This is a genomic window from Agrobacterium sp. K11 (genome assembly GCF_059429395.1).
This window is the reverse complement of sequence record NZ_JCAHRB010000010.1, coordinates 67517-82173: the sequence shown is the minus strand read 5'-3', so window position 1 is coordinate 82173 and position 14657 is coordinate 67517. Positions and strand designations below refer to the sequence as shown.

Genomic DNA, 14657 nt, shown 5'->3' with positions numbered 1-14657 from the left:
CATTATCGGGAGAGGAAGACAACAGGTTTCTGGGTCACATCGTGGTCCATCTACCGGGGCGTGGGAAGCCTTTTCCGGGAGAATGAGGAGGCGTCGGACGCGTGAGGAGCGGATACCGGCGTTAGGGATCGACCATTGTCGGGTGCTGCGACTGGAATAGGTCCGGCACAGTGCAGTTTCAAAGGGAGGAGTTATCCGTGAACAAGATTTTCGCAACCATCGCGCTTGCTGCCACGCTTTCGGCGTCGGCTGTCTTTGCGCAGAGCGCCGTCGATACATCGAAGGTCAATAAGGAATTGATCACCGCGGCGAGTGGCAAGAAATACACCATTGCGACCGTCGTGAAGGTGGATGGCATCGCGTGGTTTGACCGCATGCGCGATGGCGTCGAGCAGTTCAAGGGCGATACCGGAAACGATGTCTGGATGGTTGGCCCAAGTCAGGCCGATGCCGCCGCCCAGGTACAGATTGTTGAAAATCTCATCGCGCAGGGCGTTGACGCCATCGCCATCGTGCCGTTCTCGGTGGAAGCGGTGGAACCGGTGCTCAAGAAAGCCCGCGATCGCGGCATTGTCGTCATCAGCCATGAGGCTTCCAATATCCAGAACGTCGATTTCGACATCGAAGCCTTCGACAACAAGGCCTATGGCGCGAACCTGATGAAGGAGCTCGGCAAATCCATGGGCGGCAAGGGCAAATATGTCGCCACCGTTGGCAGTCTGACGTCCAAGTCGCAGATGGAATGGATAGATGGCGCCGTCGAGTATCAGAAGGCCAACTTCCCGGAAATGTCGCAGGCGACCGAGCGGCTGGAAACCTATGACGACGCCAATACCGACTATACCAAACTCAAGGAAGCGATGACCGCCTATCCTGATATCACCGGTATTCTCGGCGCGCCGATGCCGACATCGGCAGGCGCGGGTCGCCTGATCGCCGAAGGCGGTCTGTCGGGCAAGGTCTTCTTCTCGGGCACGGGCCTGGTTTCCGTTGCCGGCGAATACATCAAGAACGATAACATCCAGTACATTCAGTTCTGGGATCCGGCCGTTGCCGGTTATGCCATGAACATGCTGGCTGTCGCGGTTCTCGAGAAGAAGAACGAGCAGATCAAGGCCGGCCTGAATATGGGCCTGCCCGGTTACGAAAGCCTGCTGGTTCCTGACGCCTCCAAGCCACATCTGCTCTATGGCGCAGGTTGGGTCGGCGTGACCAAAGAAAACATGGACAAGTACGACTTCTGATCCGAACCACGGAGGGAGGGGCAACCCTCTCTCCTTACACCCCGTGTTTTCCAGCCTTGCACGAGGCCATTATGACTGAAAATCTGATCGAGCTGCGCCATATCGGCAAGCGGTTTGGCGGCGTGAAGGCGCTCGACGACGTGTCGCTGAGCATTCGCCCGGGAGAAATCCATTGCCTTGCCGGTGAAAACGGTTCCGGTAAATCCACCGTCATCAAAATCATGTCCGGGGTTTACACGCCCGAGGACGGCGAGATTCTGATCGACGGGAAGCCTGTTGGCAAACTCGATCCGGTAAAATCCGTTCACCACGGTATTCAGGTGATCTATCAGGATTTTTCGCTGTTCGGTAACCTGACGGTCGCCGAAAACCTGGCGATCAATACATTCTTGATGGAAGGCCGCAAGACGGTCGACTGGCGACAGGTTCGTCAGCTGGCTCAAAAGGCGTTGGACCGCCTCGGCGTGAGCATCGATCTTGATGCGGATGTCGAAAGCCTGCCCACGTCGGGCAAGCAGATCGTGGCGATCGCCCGCGCTCTCATGGCCGATGCGCGCCTGATCATCATGGATGAGCCGACGACGGCGCTAACGCGCCACGAGGTCGATGCCCTGTTCAAGATCGTGCGCGATATTCAGGCGCAGGGCATTGCCGTTCTCTTTGTCAGCCACAAGATGCGCGAGATGCTCGAAATCAGCGAGCGCCTGACCGTTTTCCGCAACGGCAAGAAGGTTGCCGAAGGACCGATTGCCGAATTCGACGAGCCGGCAATCACACGCGCGATGACGGGGCAGGAACTGACCGCCCACAGCTACCAGTGGGCTCCTCGGGAGGGCGCCGACATGCCGGTGCTGGAAGTGCGCAATCTCTCGGTTCCGGGTTCGGTGGAAAATGCCGACCTGACGCTGAGGCCGGGCGAAATCGTCGGTATTTCGGGCTTGATCGGTTCGGGTCGCACCGAACTTGCACTGGCGCTGTTTGGCATGCGCCCTGACTTTACAGGTTCAGTGCGCCTTGCAGGCCGCGAGGTTCACCCGAGGACCGTTCAGGAAGGTATTGCCTGCGGTGTCGCCTATGTGCCGGAGGACCGCCTGACCGAGGGGCTATTCCTGACACAATCGATCGAGCGCAATATCATTGTCACGTCGATTGAGAAATTCGTCCGCGGTCTTTTCATCAATCGTAAAAAGGCCGACGAAACGACCCGCGATATGTTCTCGGCCATGCAGATCGTGGCGCCGGGACCGCACACGCCGGTCAACCATCTGTCCGGCGGCAACGCACAGCGCGTGGTTCTGGCCCGCTGGCTGCTGACGGGCGCCAAAGTGCTGATCCTGAACGGCCCGACCGTCGGTGTCGATGTTGGTTCCAAAGCACAGATTCATAACATCATCCGCAAACTGGCCGAAAAGGAAGGCCTGTCCGTGCTGATGATTTCCGACGATGTCCCGGAACTGGTGCAGAACTGCAATCGCGTGGTGGTTATGCACCGCGGCCGTTTCGTTGATGAATTGTCCGGAGAAGGCATGACCGAAGACGCCGTTAATGACCGGCTCAAGACGCTGAATTGAGGGGCCGCAAAACATGAAATTCTTCAGAAGCACAGAATTTATTATCGCGGGCGTCTTGCTGGCGGCCATGGTCATTATTGGTACTATCAACCCCGCATTCTGGTCGCTGGACAACATTTTCGGGCTGCTGCGTTCCAATGTCGTGATCGGCATTATGGCGCTCGGCGTCCTGCTGGTGATGATTTCCGGCGGTATCGATGTTTCGTTCACGGCCTTTGCCATTGCAGCGATGTATCTGACTGTGCGCGCCATGGTCTATCTGGGTTATGACGGCGTGCTCGTTCCCTTCGTTTCGGCAACGCTGATTGGGCTGGCTCTTGGTGCGTTCAACGGTTTCATTATCCACCGTTTTAGGATGATCCCGCTGATCGTGACGCTTGGAACCGGATCGATCGTGCGTGGTCTGGTTCTAGGCCTCGTCGGCACCAGCATCGTCAACATCAACAAGATGCCAAAGGAACTGATCGGGTTCGGCAAAACCGACGTCATCTCGCTGACGTCGGCCACGGGATCGACTTTCGGCCTGACCGCGATGTTTGTGGTCTATATGGGTCTGGCATTGGTTATCCACCTCGTCCTCACCTACACCATGATCGGGCGCAGTGTTTATGCCTATGGCGGCTCGCCCGAAGCGGCCAAGCGCGTTGGCTTCAATACGGGCGCGACGATCTTCTTTGTCTATTGCGTTGCCGGTGCGCTGGCAGGTTTCTCAGGGCTGCTGCACTCATCGATGATCTGGCTTGCCAACCCGCGTGACTTTGTCGGTCTCGAACTCGACGTGATAGCGGCCGTGGTTCTGGGCGGGGCATCGATCTTTGGCGGACGCGGCACGGTTCTCGGCACGTTGATGGGCGTGTTCATGCTGGTGATGGTCAAAAACTCACTGATCATCATGAAGGTGGACACCACCTGGCAGCGCGTCGTTGTCGGCCTGATCATCATCGTCGCCACCGCCATCACCGCATGGCGCGATCGCAAAAGCATAGCGTAACGGGAGAGCGCATCATGAAAAATTCGTTCGATATGCGCCGGCTTCTCGGCAACGACAACAACATCCTTCAGCTCCTTGTGATCACCGTCATCGTCTTCGCGCTGATGACCTGGATGAACCCCGGCAAGTTCCTGAATTATTACAACTTCGAGTCCATCAGCTATATCATGCCCGAACTGGGGATCCTCTCCATCGCCATGATGATCGCCATGCTGACCGGCGGCATCGATCTTTCCGTGGTGGGGATTGCCAATCTGGCGGGTATCATCGCAGGCGTCTATTTCCATTCCACCATGGTTCAGGCAGGGCAATCCTCTACGTCGGGCATGGTGTTATACACCGGTCTTGGCATCCTGCTCGCCATGGCAGTCGGCTTGCTGGCCGGTTTGGTCAACGGCCTGCTGGTCGCGAAACTGCGCATTACGCCAATCCTTGCGACGCTTGGCACAGGCCAGGTCTTGATGGGACTGGCACTGGTGATGACCGGCGGGCCGGCGATCGTCGGTTTTCCCGATGCATGGAACTGGATCGGTAACGGTAAAATCTTCGGCATCGCGACTCCGTTCCTGCTGTTTGTCGCCGTGTGCATCATCGTGGCTATCCTGCTGACGCGCTCGACGCTTGGCATCAACCTGATGCTGATCGGGACCAATCCGCGGGCCGCAGTGTTTGCCGGCATCCGCAAAGATCGCATGATGCTGTATTCCTACATGCTGACCGGCGTTCTGGCGTCACTGGCGGGGATCATTCTGTCCGGCCGAACCAATGCAGCGAAATCCGACTACGGTGCGTCCTATCTGTTGCAGGCGGTGCTGATCGCGGTACTCGGCGGCACCAATCCCGCAGGCGGAAAGGGGCGGGTTCTTGGCATCGCCATCGCACTGATCGCCCTCATGCTGCTTTCCTCCGGCTTCCAGATGATGCGGTTCTCCAACCACCTTATCGACTTCATCTGGGGGGCATTCCTCATTCTCGTCATCGCCATCAATGCGTGGCGCAACCCCGGCAGGTGATCTCATGCAGGCGACGGAATTTCATCTCCGCAGGCAGGACTTTACAGACGTCCCGCATCTTCTGGCCGCAACCGATGGGCTGAAGGTCACCGCCTTCCGCTATGCCACCGGCATTGAGGCACTGCAATTGGACAACCGCCTCGGCCGGATCGTCATATTGCCTTTCATGGGGCAGATGATCTGGAGCGTGGCGTTCAACGGCGTCGACCTGACCATGGGAAGCCGCTTTGCCATACCACGACCGGCAGGTTCAATCGTCGAGACCTATGGGTGTTTTGCATTCCACAGTGGCATGCTGCGCAATGGTTGCCCGTCGCCGCAGGACAATCACCCCCTGCACGGTGAAATGCCCTGTGCCGCCATGGACAAGGCCGGTTTTGTCGTCGCCCACGACGCGCGCGGCGCCTATGTTCGGGTAACAGGCGAAGTTGAATATGTCATGGGCTTCGGCGCCAATTATCTCGCCCGCCCCAGCGTGACTTTGCACGCTGAAGACACGCTTTTTGACATGGTCATGGATATCCAGAACCTGTCATCAGCGCCCATGGACCTCATGTATATGTGCCATGTGAACTTTGCTTATGCCGAGGGTGCACGCATCGTTCAGCCCGTGCCGTATACGCCGGAGCAGGTGAAGGTGCGCACGGCCGTGCCCGGCCATGTGACGCCAAACCCCGATTATCTTTCCCTGCTGGAGACGCTGGCAAAGCAGCCTTCAGCCATGGAAGTGCTTAACGAGCCGCAACGTTACGACCCCGAACAGGTGTTTTACATTAACGGCCTGCCGACGGACGGCGAGGGGCTTACGCATCTGATGATGCAGCGGCGTGAGGGCGATGGCTTTGCCATCTCCTATCCGCTTGCCGCCTTCCCGAAGACGGTGCGCTGGATCCTGGTCAATGGGGATTCGCAAGTTGCCGCATTTGCCCTGCCGTCGACCTGCGAGCCGGAGGGCTATCTGGCGGAGAAGGCCAAGAACAACGTGCAGAGCCTGGCACCGGGCGAACGCAGGGCGTTTCCGGTACGGCTCGGCTATCTCGATTGCGCTGCCGCCGATCAGTTCGGCGCCAGGATCAGCGCCCTTTGAAACAGGATATCCAGGGAATTTCGGCATGAGCAAGAAAATCGGGGTCGTAGGCTCCAACATGGTCGACCTTATCACCTATGTGAACCGTATGCCCGGACCGGGCGAGACGCTCGAAGCTCCCGCCTTCGAAATGGGTTGCGGCGGCAAGGGCGCCAATCAGGCGGTGGCTGCGGCGCGTCTTGGCGCTGACGTCATGATGGTCACCCGGGTCGGTGAAGATGTCTTCGCCGACAATACCATTCGCAATCTCGAGAGCTTCGGCGTGGATACGCGTCACGTGGTGAAGGTTGCCGGCAAGTCCAGTGGCGTCGCGCCGATTTTCGTCGAGCAGTCTGGCGAGAATTCGATCCTCATCGTCAAGGGCGCCAATGCCGATCTTCTGCCGGCAGAGGTCGACAAGGCGGCCGCCGATCTGAAACAGTGCGGTCTGATCCTCATGCAGATGGAAGTGCCGGTTGAGACAGTCTATCACACCATCGAACTTGCGGCCCAAAACGGTATCGAGACGATCCTCAATCCTGCGCCCGCCGCTGCCAATCTCGATCCGGAGCGTATTCGCCAGGTAACGTTCCTCGTTCCGAACGAGAGCGAGCTGGCATTACTGTCCGGCTTGCCGACCGAGACCGACGAAGCAATCATCACTGCCGCCCGTTCCCTGATCGCACGCGGTATCCGTACCGTCATCGTGACGCTGGGCGGACGTGGCGCGCGCATGATTACGTCAGATGAGATCGTCAATATCGAGCCCGTCAAGGTAACGCCGAAAGACACCACCGGCGCTGGCGACGCCTTTATTGGCTCCTTTGCCCGCTTTTATGCCGAAACGGGAGAGGTCGTGTCCTCACTGAAGAAGGCATCTCTCTATGCGGCGCATTCCATCACCCGTCCCGGAACACAGAAGGCTTATGCCAGCATCGAAGAGTTCGAGGCATTCTGCCGCGAACATGACCATGCCGCAGCCTGACCCCAAGAATGGACAGAAAATGAGCGAAGCATTCCCCAGAAACAACGGCACGGCTCTCAAACCGGAATGGTTTGAAGATGTATCGGTCAATCGCAGTGCCTCTGAACGGCGGGCAGCAACAATCACCACCCGGCGCTCGGTCAAGAAGGAATATCAGGTTGCCTGGCAGATCAAGGCGATTACCTGCATCGATCTGACAACGCTGTCCGGCGACGACACGGCCGGTCGTGTGCGCCGCTTGTGTGCGAAAGCACGACGTCCGGTCAGGGACGACATTCTTGAAGCACTCGGCCTTGCGGACGCCGGCATCACAACCGGTGCCGTCTGCGTCTATCCGACCATGGTGCCCCATGCCGTCAAGGCACTGGAAGGCACGACTATTCCGGTCGCATCGGTGGCGACAGGCTTTCCCTCCGGCCTAACTCCGCTACCGCAGCGGCTGGCAGAAATCCGCTATGCCGTCGAGCAGGGCGCTAAGGAAATCGATATCGTCATTACTCGCGAGTTCGTTCTGACGCAGAACTGGCCAGCACTTTATGATGAGATCGCCGCGATGCGTGAAGCCTGTGGCGACGCCCATATGAAGGCTATCCTGGCGACGGGTGATCTCAATACGCTTACCAATGTCTATCGCGCCTCGATGGTGGCGATGCAGGCGGGTTCGGACTTCATCAAGACCTCGACCGGCAAAGAAGAAGTCAACGCCACTCTGCCGGTCAGTCTGACCATGGTGCGTGCGCTGCGCGACTACGGCGAACTGACTGGCCAGATGGTCGGCTTCAAGCCTGCAGGCGGGTTGAAGACAGCGAAGGACGCGTTGTCATGGCTGACGCTGATGAAGGAGGAGCTGGGCAATCGCTGGTTGGAACCGGACCTGTTCCGCATCGGCGCCAGCTCGATGCTTGGCGATATCGAGCGCCAGCTCGAACATTTCGTAACCGGTCGCTATTCCAGCGCTCACCATCACGCTGCCGCGTAAGGACTGAAAAAATGCGACCCATCAAGGACATTTTGAAAACCATGGAATATGGACCTTCCCCCGAAGCCAATGGTGATGTGAAACAGTGGCTCGACGCGCATGGACGCTCGTTTGGACATTATATCAACGGCCGGTTCGTTTCTCCGGAGGGCCGCGAGACCATTTCCGTGTCAAACCCCGCAAACGGGGATAAGCTGGCGGAAATCATTCGCGGCAATGAGGAAGACGTCGATCAGGCGGTCAAGGCCGCCCGCACGGCCTTCGCAAAATGGTCGAAGCTGTCGGGTCACGAGCGCGCTCGTTACCTCTATGCCATTGCCCGACATGTACAGAAGCGCGAGCGCTTCCTGTCCGTTCTGGAAACGATGGACAACGGCAAGCCGGTTCGCGAAACCCGCGATATCGACATCCCACTCGTCGCCCGCCATTTTTACCATCACGCCGGATGGGCCGAAATGGTGGAAGACGAGTTCCGTGGTTTCTCGCCGGTCGGTGTTTGCGGTCAGGTGATCCCGTGGAATTTCCCTCTGCTGATGCTGGCGTGGAAGATCGCGCCAGCGCTTGCTGCCGGCAATACCGTGGTACTTAAGCCTGCCGACCTGACACCGCTGACCGCTGTCGCCTTTGCGGAAATCTGCCACGAGGTCGGCCTTCCCGCCGGTGTCGTCAACATCGTGCAGGGCGATGGCTCGACAGGCGCTGCAATCTGCGGCCATGACGGCATCGACAAGGTTGCCTTCACCGGCTCCACTAAGGTCGGTCGCGTTATTCGCGAGCAGATTGCTGGTTCGGGCAAAAAGCTGTCGCTGGAACTGGGCGGCAAGTCACCATTCATCGTTTTCGAGGATGCAGATCTCGATGCGGCGGTTGAAGGTGTTGTTGACGCGATCTGGTTCAATCAGGGCGAAGTCTGCTGCGCCGGTTCCCGCCTGCTGGTGCAGGAAGGTATTGCCGATAAATTTTATGCACGGCTGAAAAAGCGGTTGGAAACCCTGCGGGTCGGCGATCCGCTCGACAAGTCGACCGATGTCGGCGCGATTGTTTCGGCCACGCAGGTGAAACGCATCACGGATCTGGTACGCAAGGGCGTGGAAGAGGGCGGTGAACTTTGGCAGAGTTCCAACCCGTTGCCGGCCACCGGCAATTTCGTCGCTCCCGGCTTCTTCACCGAAGTCGATCAGGCATCGACGGTTTGCCAGGTGGAAATCTTTGGCCCGATCGCTGCGGCGACCACCTTCCGCACGCCGGATGAAGCCGTTTCGCTGGCCAACAATACCCGTTACGGCCTCGCCGCCTCCATCTGGTCGGAAAACATCAACGTAGCGCTTGATCTGGCCGCCCGCGTCAAGGCTGGCGTGGTCTGGATCAACTGCACCAACATGCTCGATGCCGGTGCAGGTTTTGGCGGCTACCGCGAAAGTGGCTTCGGTCGCGAAGGTGCACGCGAGGGGCTTTACGAATATCTGGCGGCAGACTGGGAAAAGAGCCTGCCGGTTACAAAGCCCGCTGAATCCTTCACGCCATCTGCATTGCCGAACGCTGACAGCAAGATGGCGATTGATGGCCTTGATCGAACCATGAAGAACTATATCGGCGGCAAGCAAGCCCGCCCCGACGGTGGCTACAGTTATTCGGTGACCGGCAAGGGCAACGCCGTGATTGGAATGGCCGGAATAGGCAGCCGCAAGGACATCCGCAATGCTGTGGAAGCAGCGTCCAAGGCAGGCAGCTGGAGTTCCGCAACCGCCCATAACCGTGCGCAAGTGCTCTATTATCTTGCAGAGAACCTCGATGCACGGCGTGACGAATTTGTCGCCCGCATCATCGATAGCACCGGTGTCAGCGAAAAGAAGGCGAAGGACGAAGTCGACGCATCTCTGCGCCGTATTTCCTATTATGCCGCCCAGGCAGACAAGTTCGATGGCGCCGTGCACTCCACCACGTCGCGTCACGTCACGCTTGCCATGAACGAGCCTTGGGGCATCGTCGGGATCATTTGCCCCGATGAGGCACCCCTCCTGTCGCTGGTGTCGCTGGTGCTGCCTGCAGTAGCGATGGGCAATCGCGTTGTGGTGGTCCCGTCGTCTCGCCATCCATTGATTGCCGGTGATTTCTACCAGGTGCTGGACACGTCGGATATGCCCGGCGGGGTCATCAACATTGTGACCGGCGAAAGCGATCTGCTTGCAAAGACACTGGCCGAGCATGATGACGTTGCGGCTGTGTGGTATTTCGGCTCGACCGAGGGAAGCGCGATGGTCGAGCGGGCTTCTGCGGGCAACCTGAAGGCCACCTGGGTCAATAATGGCCGTCAGCCCGATTGGCTAAATCGCACCGAAGCGCAGGGTCGTGATTATCTGCGCAGGGCGATCCAGGTGAAGAACATTTGGGTGCCATACGGAGCCTGACCGGCATTGTGCACGGGCGACAACTGACAAGATGGCTTACGGAGGCCAACGGTCTCCGTAGGTTTTTTGAATTATACTAATTGCTGCAACCGCATCTTTGCCCTGTTGGCCAACCTGGAAACGTCATTGGCGCAACTTCTGGGTTTCGAGCGGAACGAGCAAGCTAATAAACGGTTGAAAACCGTCGATTTAGTAAAGATCGCTCAGGGCCTTGGCGCCGATCTGGCGCCACAGCCAATCGCGGCTTGCTACGAAATCTCATATCAAAGCGACGCCGACAAAAATCGAACACAAGGGACGCCCCGTTGTCTCCAATAGGTTAGCCGTTCAGGGCGACTCCCAAGGTACAACAGGATGGTCTATTTCTTTTGATTGCCAGCAAAAGCGGCCGTCAAGCCAAGACCGATATACACGAAACCACTGACCCAGCGTTCAGCCTTCAGGTACGCGGGACTGCGCTTCAGCCACTTGCCGGCCGTGCCGGCGGCAAGTGCGTAAGAGCTGTCCGTCAGAACGCCAATCGCTGTGTAAACAAGCCCGAGAAAAGCGATCTGCATAGCCACATGGCCACGATTGACCTCAACGAACTGCGGCAAGAAAGCCAGAAAGAATAGTGCGGTCTTCGGATTGAGGAGATTAACGATAAAGCCCTCACGAAAGAGGCGCATGCGGCTCCGTGTGGGTAAATCGCCCTCGACGCCGGGAATATCCGAGGGGCCAAAAAGCTTTTTGAGGCCAACCCAGATCAGATAGGCCGCGCCGGCATACTTTACGACGCTGAAGGCGAGCGCGGATGATGCCAGGAGCGCCGACAACCCGACAGCCGCGGCGGCGACATGCACAAGCGTGGCCGTATGGATGCCAAGGATTGAAACGAGCCCCGCAGAGCGACCCTGCTCGACCGAGCGCGCGAAGATGTAAAGAACTGCCGGTCCCGGCACAAGAAGCAGCACCAGTGTAGCGCTGACGAACAGGCTGAGATTTGTTAAGCTGGGAATTACCAAATCCATGATTGTCTTGCCCCGTTTTATATTGCACGAACGATAGCATTGGGCTTGCTCCAATGCCATATCGTCGTCTGCGGCTTGACACTTTTATGGTTTCACATCGCGCCGATTCCTGGTTCCGGGCTCACATGAGCCGCTATGACCTGAAAGACGTCGACATTGTGCCGCCTTTTACTGATGCCATTTGACGAGAGGCTGATAGTGATGCGGCTGACGCATGACGACAAGGTCTTTTCGCCGGACGATGTTCGTCGGATATGGCGTGTCGAGATTGGTGGTATCGACAGCCGCAGCGGCAATCCCCTCCTCATCCAGGATCGCCGATTCCTGACGTGGAAAAGCAAAGGAATCCGGCCCGAATACCGCACTCTTGCCCAGATAACCCTTTTCCTGGTCCAGCACATTGGCGAAGGCGAAATAGACGTTGTTCTCGCCGCCGCGAACGCGAAGCGCATGCCAGTGGTAGGGATCGGCGCCCTTTGGGATCGGATAGTTGTGCGGGATTTTCGTACCGCCATGGCTGCCGGTGAAGGTGCCGGCGATCGCCGAAGGGCAGGCAACAAGATCGCATCCCATGAGTGAAAGCGAACGGATGGCTTCCGGATAAAGCGCGTCGTGGCCAATCGCCAGGCCCACCCGGCCAATGGCAAGGTCGTAGATTTTCCATTCGTCGCCGGCCGTTGCCCAACTGTCGGCGACGCCCAGATGCGTCTTGCGATAGCTGCCCACCAGCCCCTCGGGCCCTGCAAGGACCACGCTGTTATAGATCCTGTCTTCGTCCGCTTCGGCAAATCCGGCGACGATATAAAAGCCGAGCTTCATGGCCAGACGAACGAAGGCGGATACGGTGGGACCAGACAGCGGCTCCGCACGCGTTTGCGGGGCCTCAAGTCCGGTCAGCGACAGTTCCGGGAACACCAGAATGTCCGGCGCCGTTGTCGCCTTAGCCTCGTTTGCGAGCCTTGTTATGTGGGCAATATTGTCTGCAATGACCGAGGTTGGCGCGAACTGGGCAACGGCTGCACGCGATCTGCGTCCGCGCGGGATTGGCTGATAGCCATAGAGGCGGAAGTAATCGCCAGGGTTCCAGGTGAAGCTGTTGGTCATCATGTTCATGTAGAGCTCGGGCCGGCGCGTCTTGAAGACCGGTTCGCTTAAGACCTCGCGGCGACGGGCACGGGCAAGATCGACCTTGCCATAGGCAATTCCGTCGCCTGTGTCGATGGATGCGGCAACCGTTCCGTCGGGCTCGATCAGGCAACTTCCCCCGGAAAACTGCACGGTTCTTTCCAGACCCCACCGATTACTTTCGATGACATAGCAGGCATTTTCGAAGGCGCGGTTGATCCAGTAGGGAGCGGGCGCGCGCTCCTGCAGCCAGTTGGAGATGTGGCATATGATGTCGGCACCGGCCAGAGCCTCCAGCCGCGCCGTCTCGAAGAAGTGCAGATCCATGCACACCAGCATTGAAATACGTCCGATCTCCGTTTCGAAGACCTCGTGCACGATGTCGCCATTTGCGGCCCATTTTGGCTCGGCGATATAGGGATGCGACTTGCGGTGCCGACCAACGATGCCATCCGGACCGATCAGAACTGCCGTATTGTAATAGAGATCGCTCGCCGGATCGACTTCCGGCATGCCGACGACGATATAGCAGCGGTGTTTGCGGGCAATCGCCTGGAAAACATCGGTTGTCGGTCCGGGGATCGCCTCGACGAAGGGCTTCACCTCGGCCCTGTCGAACCAGCAATAGCCTGTCGTCCCCATTTCGGGGGTGACGATCAGGCGGGCTCCGGCCTGCGCCGCTTCCTCGCAAAGGGCGCTCAGCCGGCTGATATTGCGCGCCTTTTCGAACATGGTCGGTTCGAACTGGATAGCGGCGGCGGTGTAGCTTTGTGTCGGTGTCATGATTGTTCCCATTGTCTTATGAAAGGATGCGTCTTTTCAAACAGCCATATGCCTATGAACCAGCGCGTCGGAGAGCGCGTCGATGGCGCCGGCCGCGACCACACCTCCCTTCTCCAGCATGGCGAAGTGGTGAGAGGCATGCCGCGCAAATGCAACGTTCTGCTCGACGAGGATGATCGTCATGCCGATCTCGCGATTGAGCCGGATGATGATCTTTTCAATCTCCTCGACGATCGAGGGCTGGATGCCTTCATTGGGTTCATCGAGAAGCAGTACCTTCGGATCCGCGGCCAGTGCGCGGGCGATGGCGAGCTGCTGTTGCTGGCCGCCCGAAAGCACACCGCCGGGCCGATCAAGGTTGGCCATCAGATATGGAAAAAGCTCCGGCACCAGTGCCGGAATTTCGCGTTTGCGATCGGTGCGCGCAAAGGCGCCCATCAGGATGTTCTCGCGGATGGTGAAATCGGGAATGATCTCCCGGCCCTGGGGGACGTAGGCGATCCCGGCCCGTGCCCTCATATGCGTCGAAGATGAGCCTATGTCTTTCCCCTGCAGATGCATCTCGCCCGTCATACGGTCGGTCAGCGCCATCAGGGTTTTCAACAGGGTCGTCTTGCCGGTACCGTTGCGGCCAAGAATGCTGGTTACCTTTCCCGCCGGGATATCAAGCGTGACGCCGTGCAGGATATGGCTGCGGCCGTAGTAGCTGTGTACGTTTTTCAATGTCAGCATCAGGATATTCCTTTCGAACCGAGATAGGCCTCGCGGACCTTCGGATTGCTCTCGATATCCCCGACGCTTCCTTCGGCGAGCACCTCTCCCAGATGCAGAACGGTGATGCGTTCGGCGATTTCACGGACGAACCCCATGTCGTGCTCAACGACGAGGATGGTGTGGCGGCCTTTGAGATTTTTGATGATCTGGGCCGTCTTGCGGGTTTCGGCCTGGGTCATGCCCGCCGTCGGCTCGTCCAGCAGAACAACCTTGGGATCCTGGACGATGAGCATGCCCAGTTCCAGCCATTGCGTCTGGCCATGACTGAGATAAGCCGCAGTCACATTCTCCTCCGCTTCGAGGCCGGTGAGGGCGAGTACCTCATCGACGCGTTTGGCTTCGGCGCGTGAAAATCCAAACCGGAGATTGGCAAACACCGATGGATTGCGGCAATTGGCGACCTCCAGATTCTGCCGCACGGTGAGATCGCGAAAAATGCTGGGGATCTGGAATTTTCGACCGATCCCGGCGCGGGCGATCTTGTGTTCCGGCCAGTTGGTGATGTCTGTGTCGTAGACGAAGACCCTGCCTTTTGTGCTGCGGGTCTTGCCGCTGACCAGGTCCATCAAAGTTGTCTTTCCGGCGCCATTTGCGCCGAGCAACACACGCAACTCGCCATCGCGAACGGTAATGCTGACATTGTTGACGGCTCTGAATCCGCCAAAATCGACGCTGAGACCGTCGATGGTCAATGCGATTGCACTCATA

12 protein-coding genes are annotated in these 14657 nt (G+C 58.3%); 8 read left to right on the top strand and 4 right to left on the bottom strand.

The window, feature by feature from the left end:
- Positions 1-197: 197 nt before the first annotated feature.
- The 8 genes from AC5SEO_RS18685 (at position 198) to AC5SEO_RS18650 (ending at position 10257) form a co-directional block, all read left to right on the top strand.
- The gene (locus AC5SEO_RS18685; protein WP_003517012.1) at positions 198-1244 is read left to right on the top strand and encodes an autoinducer 2 ABC transporter substrate-binding protein; all 1047 of its coding nucleotides are present in this window, start codon (positions 198-200) and stop codon (positions 1242-1244) included.
- Positions 1245-1315: 71 nt separating this feature from the next.
- Complete coding sequence (locus AC5SEO_RS18680; protein ID WP_003517010.1) at positions 1316-2815, top strand: sugar ABC transporter ATP-binding protein; 1500 nt, start codon at positions 1316-1318, stop codon at positions 2813-2815.
- A gap of 13 nt (positions 2816-2828) precedes the next feature.
- Complete coding sequence (locus tag AC5SEO_RS18675) at positions 2829-3806, top strand: ABC transporter permease (RefSeq protein ID WP_065687672.1); 978 nt, start codon at positions 2829-2831, stop codon at positions 3804-3806.
- A gap of 14 nt (positions 3807-3820) precedes the next feature.
- Positions 3821-4819 (top strand): ABC transporter permease, encoded by a 999-nt coding sequence (locus AC5SEO_RS18670; RefSeq protein WP_013637542.1) that lies wholly within the window; start codon positions 3821-3823, stop codon positions 4817-4819.
- 4 nt (positions 4820-4823) lie between these two features.
- Complete coding sequence (locus AC5SEO_RS18665) at positions 4824-5906, top strand: aldose 1-epimerase family protein (protein ID WP_013637543.1); 1083 nt, start codon at positions 4824-4826, stop codon at positions 5904-5906.
- Positions 5907-5931: 25 nt separating this feature from the next.
- On the top strand, positions 5932-6870 hold the full coding sequence (gene rbsK / locus AC5SEO_RS18660; protein WP_013637544.1) for a ribokinase: 939 nt from the start codon (positions 5932-5934) through the stop codon (positions 6868-6870).
- Positions 6871-6889: 19 nt separating this feature from the next.
- Positions 6890-7849, top strand: a complete 960-nt coding sequence (deoC, locus tag AC5SEO_RS18655; RefSeq protein WP_025591671.1) for a deoxyribose-phosphate aldolase — start codon at positions 6890-6892, stop codon at positions 7847-7849.
- 11 nt (positions 7850-7860) lie between these two features.
- Positions 7861-10257, top strand: a complete 2397-nt coding sequence (locus AC5SEO_RS18650; RefSeq protein WP_495363924.1) for an aldehyde dehydrogenase family protein — start codon at positions 7861-7863, stop codon at positions 10255-10257.
- Between the two features lie 359 nt (positions 10258-10616).
- On the opposite strand, the gene AC5SEO_RS18645 is transcribed toward AC5SEO_RS18650, so the two are convergent.
- From AC5SEO_RS18645 to urtD, 4 genes are all read right to left on the bottom strand, one after another.
- Positions 10617-11267: a LysE family translocator gene (locus tag AC5SEO_RS18645; protein ID WP_112286150.1), complete on the bottom strand. Its 651-nt coding sequence runs from the start codon at positions 11265-11267 to the stop codon at positions 10617-10619.
- Between the two features lie 168 nt (positions 11268-11435).
- Positions 11436-13187: a nitrilase-related carbon-nitrogen hydrolase gene (locus tag AC5SEO_RS18640; RefSeq protein ID WP_025591675.1), complete on the bottom strand. Its 1752-nt coding sequence runs from the start codon at positions 13185-13187 to the stop codon at positions 11436-11438.
- Between the two features lie 24 nt (positions 13188-13211).
- Positions 13212-13907: an urea ABC transporter ATP-binding subunit UrtE gene (gene urtE, locus AC5SEO_RS18635; RefSeq protein WP_003516996.1), complete on the bottom strand. Its 696-nt coding sequence runs from the start codon at positions 13905-13907 to the stop codon at positions 13212-13214.
- On the bottom strand, positions 13907-14656 hold the full coding sequence (urtD, locus tag AC5SEO_RS18630) for an urea ABC transporter ATP-binding protein UrtD (protein ID WP_013637550.1): 750 nt from the start codon (positions 14654-14656) through the stop codon (positions 13907-13909). The genes urtE and urtD overlap by 1 nt, the downstream gene beginning before the upstream one ends.
- Position 14657 lies beyond the last annotated feature (1 nt).

Coding starts and splice junctions, on each gene's coding strand:
- AC5SEO_RS18680 (WP_003517010.1), top strand. CDS start 1,316: ATGACTGAAAATCTGATCGAGCTGCGCCATATCGGCAAGCGGTTTGGC.
- AC5SEO_RS18675 (WP_065687672.1), top strand. CDS start 2,829: ATGAAATTCTTCAGAAGCACAGAATTTATTATCGCGGGCGTCTTGCTG.
- AC5SEO_RS18670 (WP_013637542.1), top strand. CDS start 3,821: ATGAAAAATTCGTTCGATATGCGCCGGCTTCTCGGCAACGACAACAAC.
- AC5SEO_RS18665 (WP_013637543.1), top strand. CDS start 4,824: ATGCAGGCGACGGAATTTCATCTCCGCAGGCAGGACTTTACAGACGTC.
- rbsK (WP_013637544.1), top strand. CDS start 5,932: ATGAGCAAGAAAATCGGGGTCGTAGGCTCCAACATGGTCGACCTTATC.
- deoC (WP_025591671.1), top strand. CDS start 6,890: ATGAGCGAAGCATTCCCCAGAAACAACGGCACGGCTCTCAAACCGGAA.
- AC5SEO_RS18650 (WP_495363924.1), top strand. CDS start 7,861: ATGCGACCCATCAAGGACATTTTGAAAACCATGGAATATGGACCTTCC.
- AC5SEO_RS18645 (WP_112286150.1), bottom strand. CDS start 11,267: ATGGATTTGGTAATTCCCAGCTTAACAAATCTCAGCCTGTTCGTCAGC.
- AC5SEO_RS18640 (WP_025591675.1), bottom strand. CDS start 13,187: ATGGGAACAATCATGACACCGACACAAAGCTACACCGCCGCCGCTATC.
- urtE (WP_003516996.1), bottom strand. CDS start 13,907: ATGCTGACATTGAAAAACGTACACAGCTACTACGGCCGCAGCCATATC.
- urtD (WP_013637550.1), bottom strand. CDS start 14,656: ATGAGTGCAATCGCATTGACCATCGACGGTCTCAGCGTCGATTTTGGC.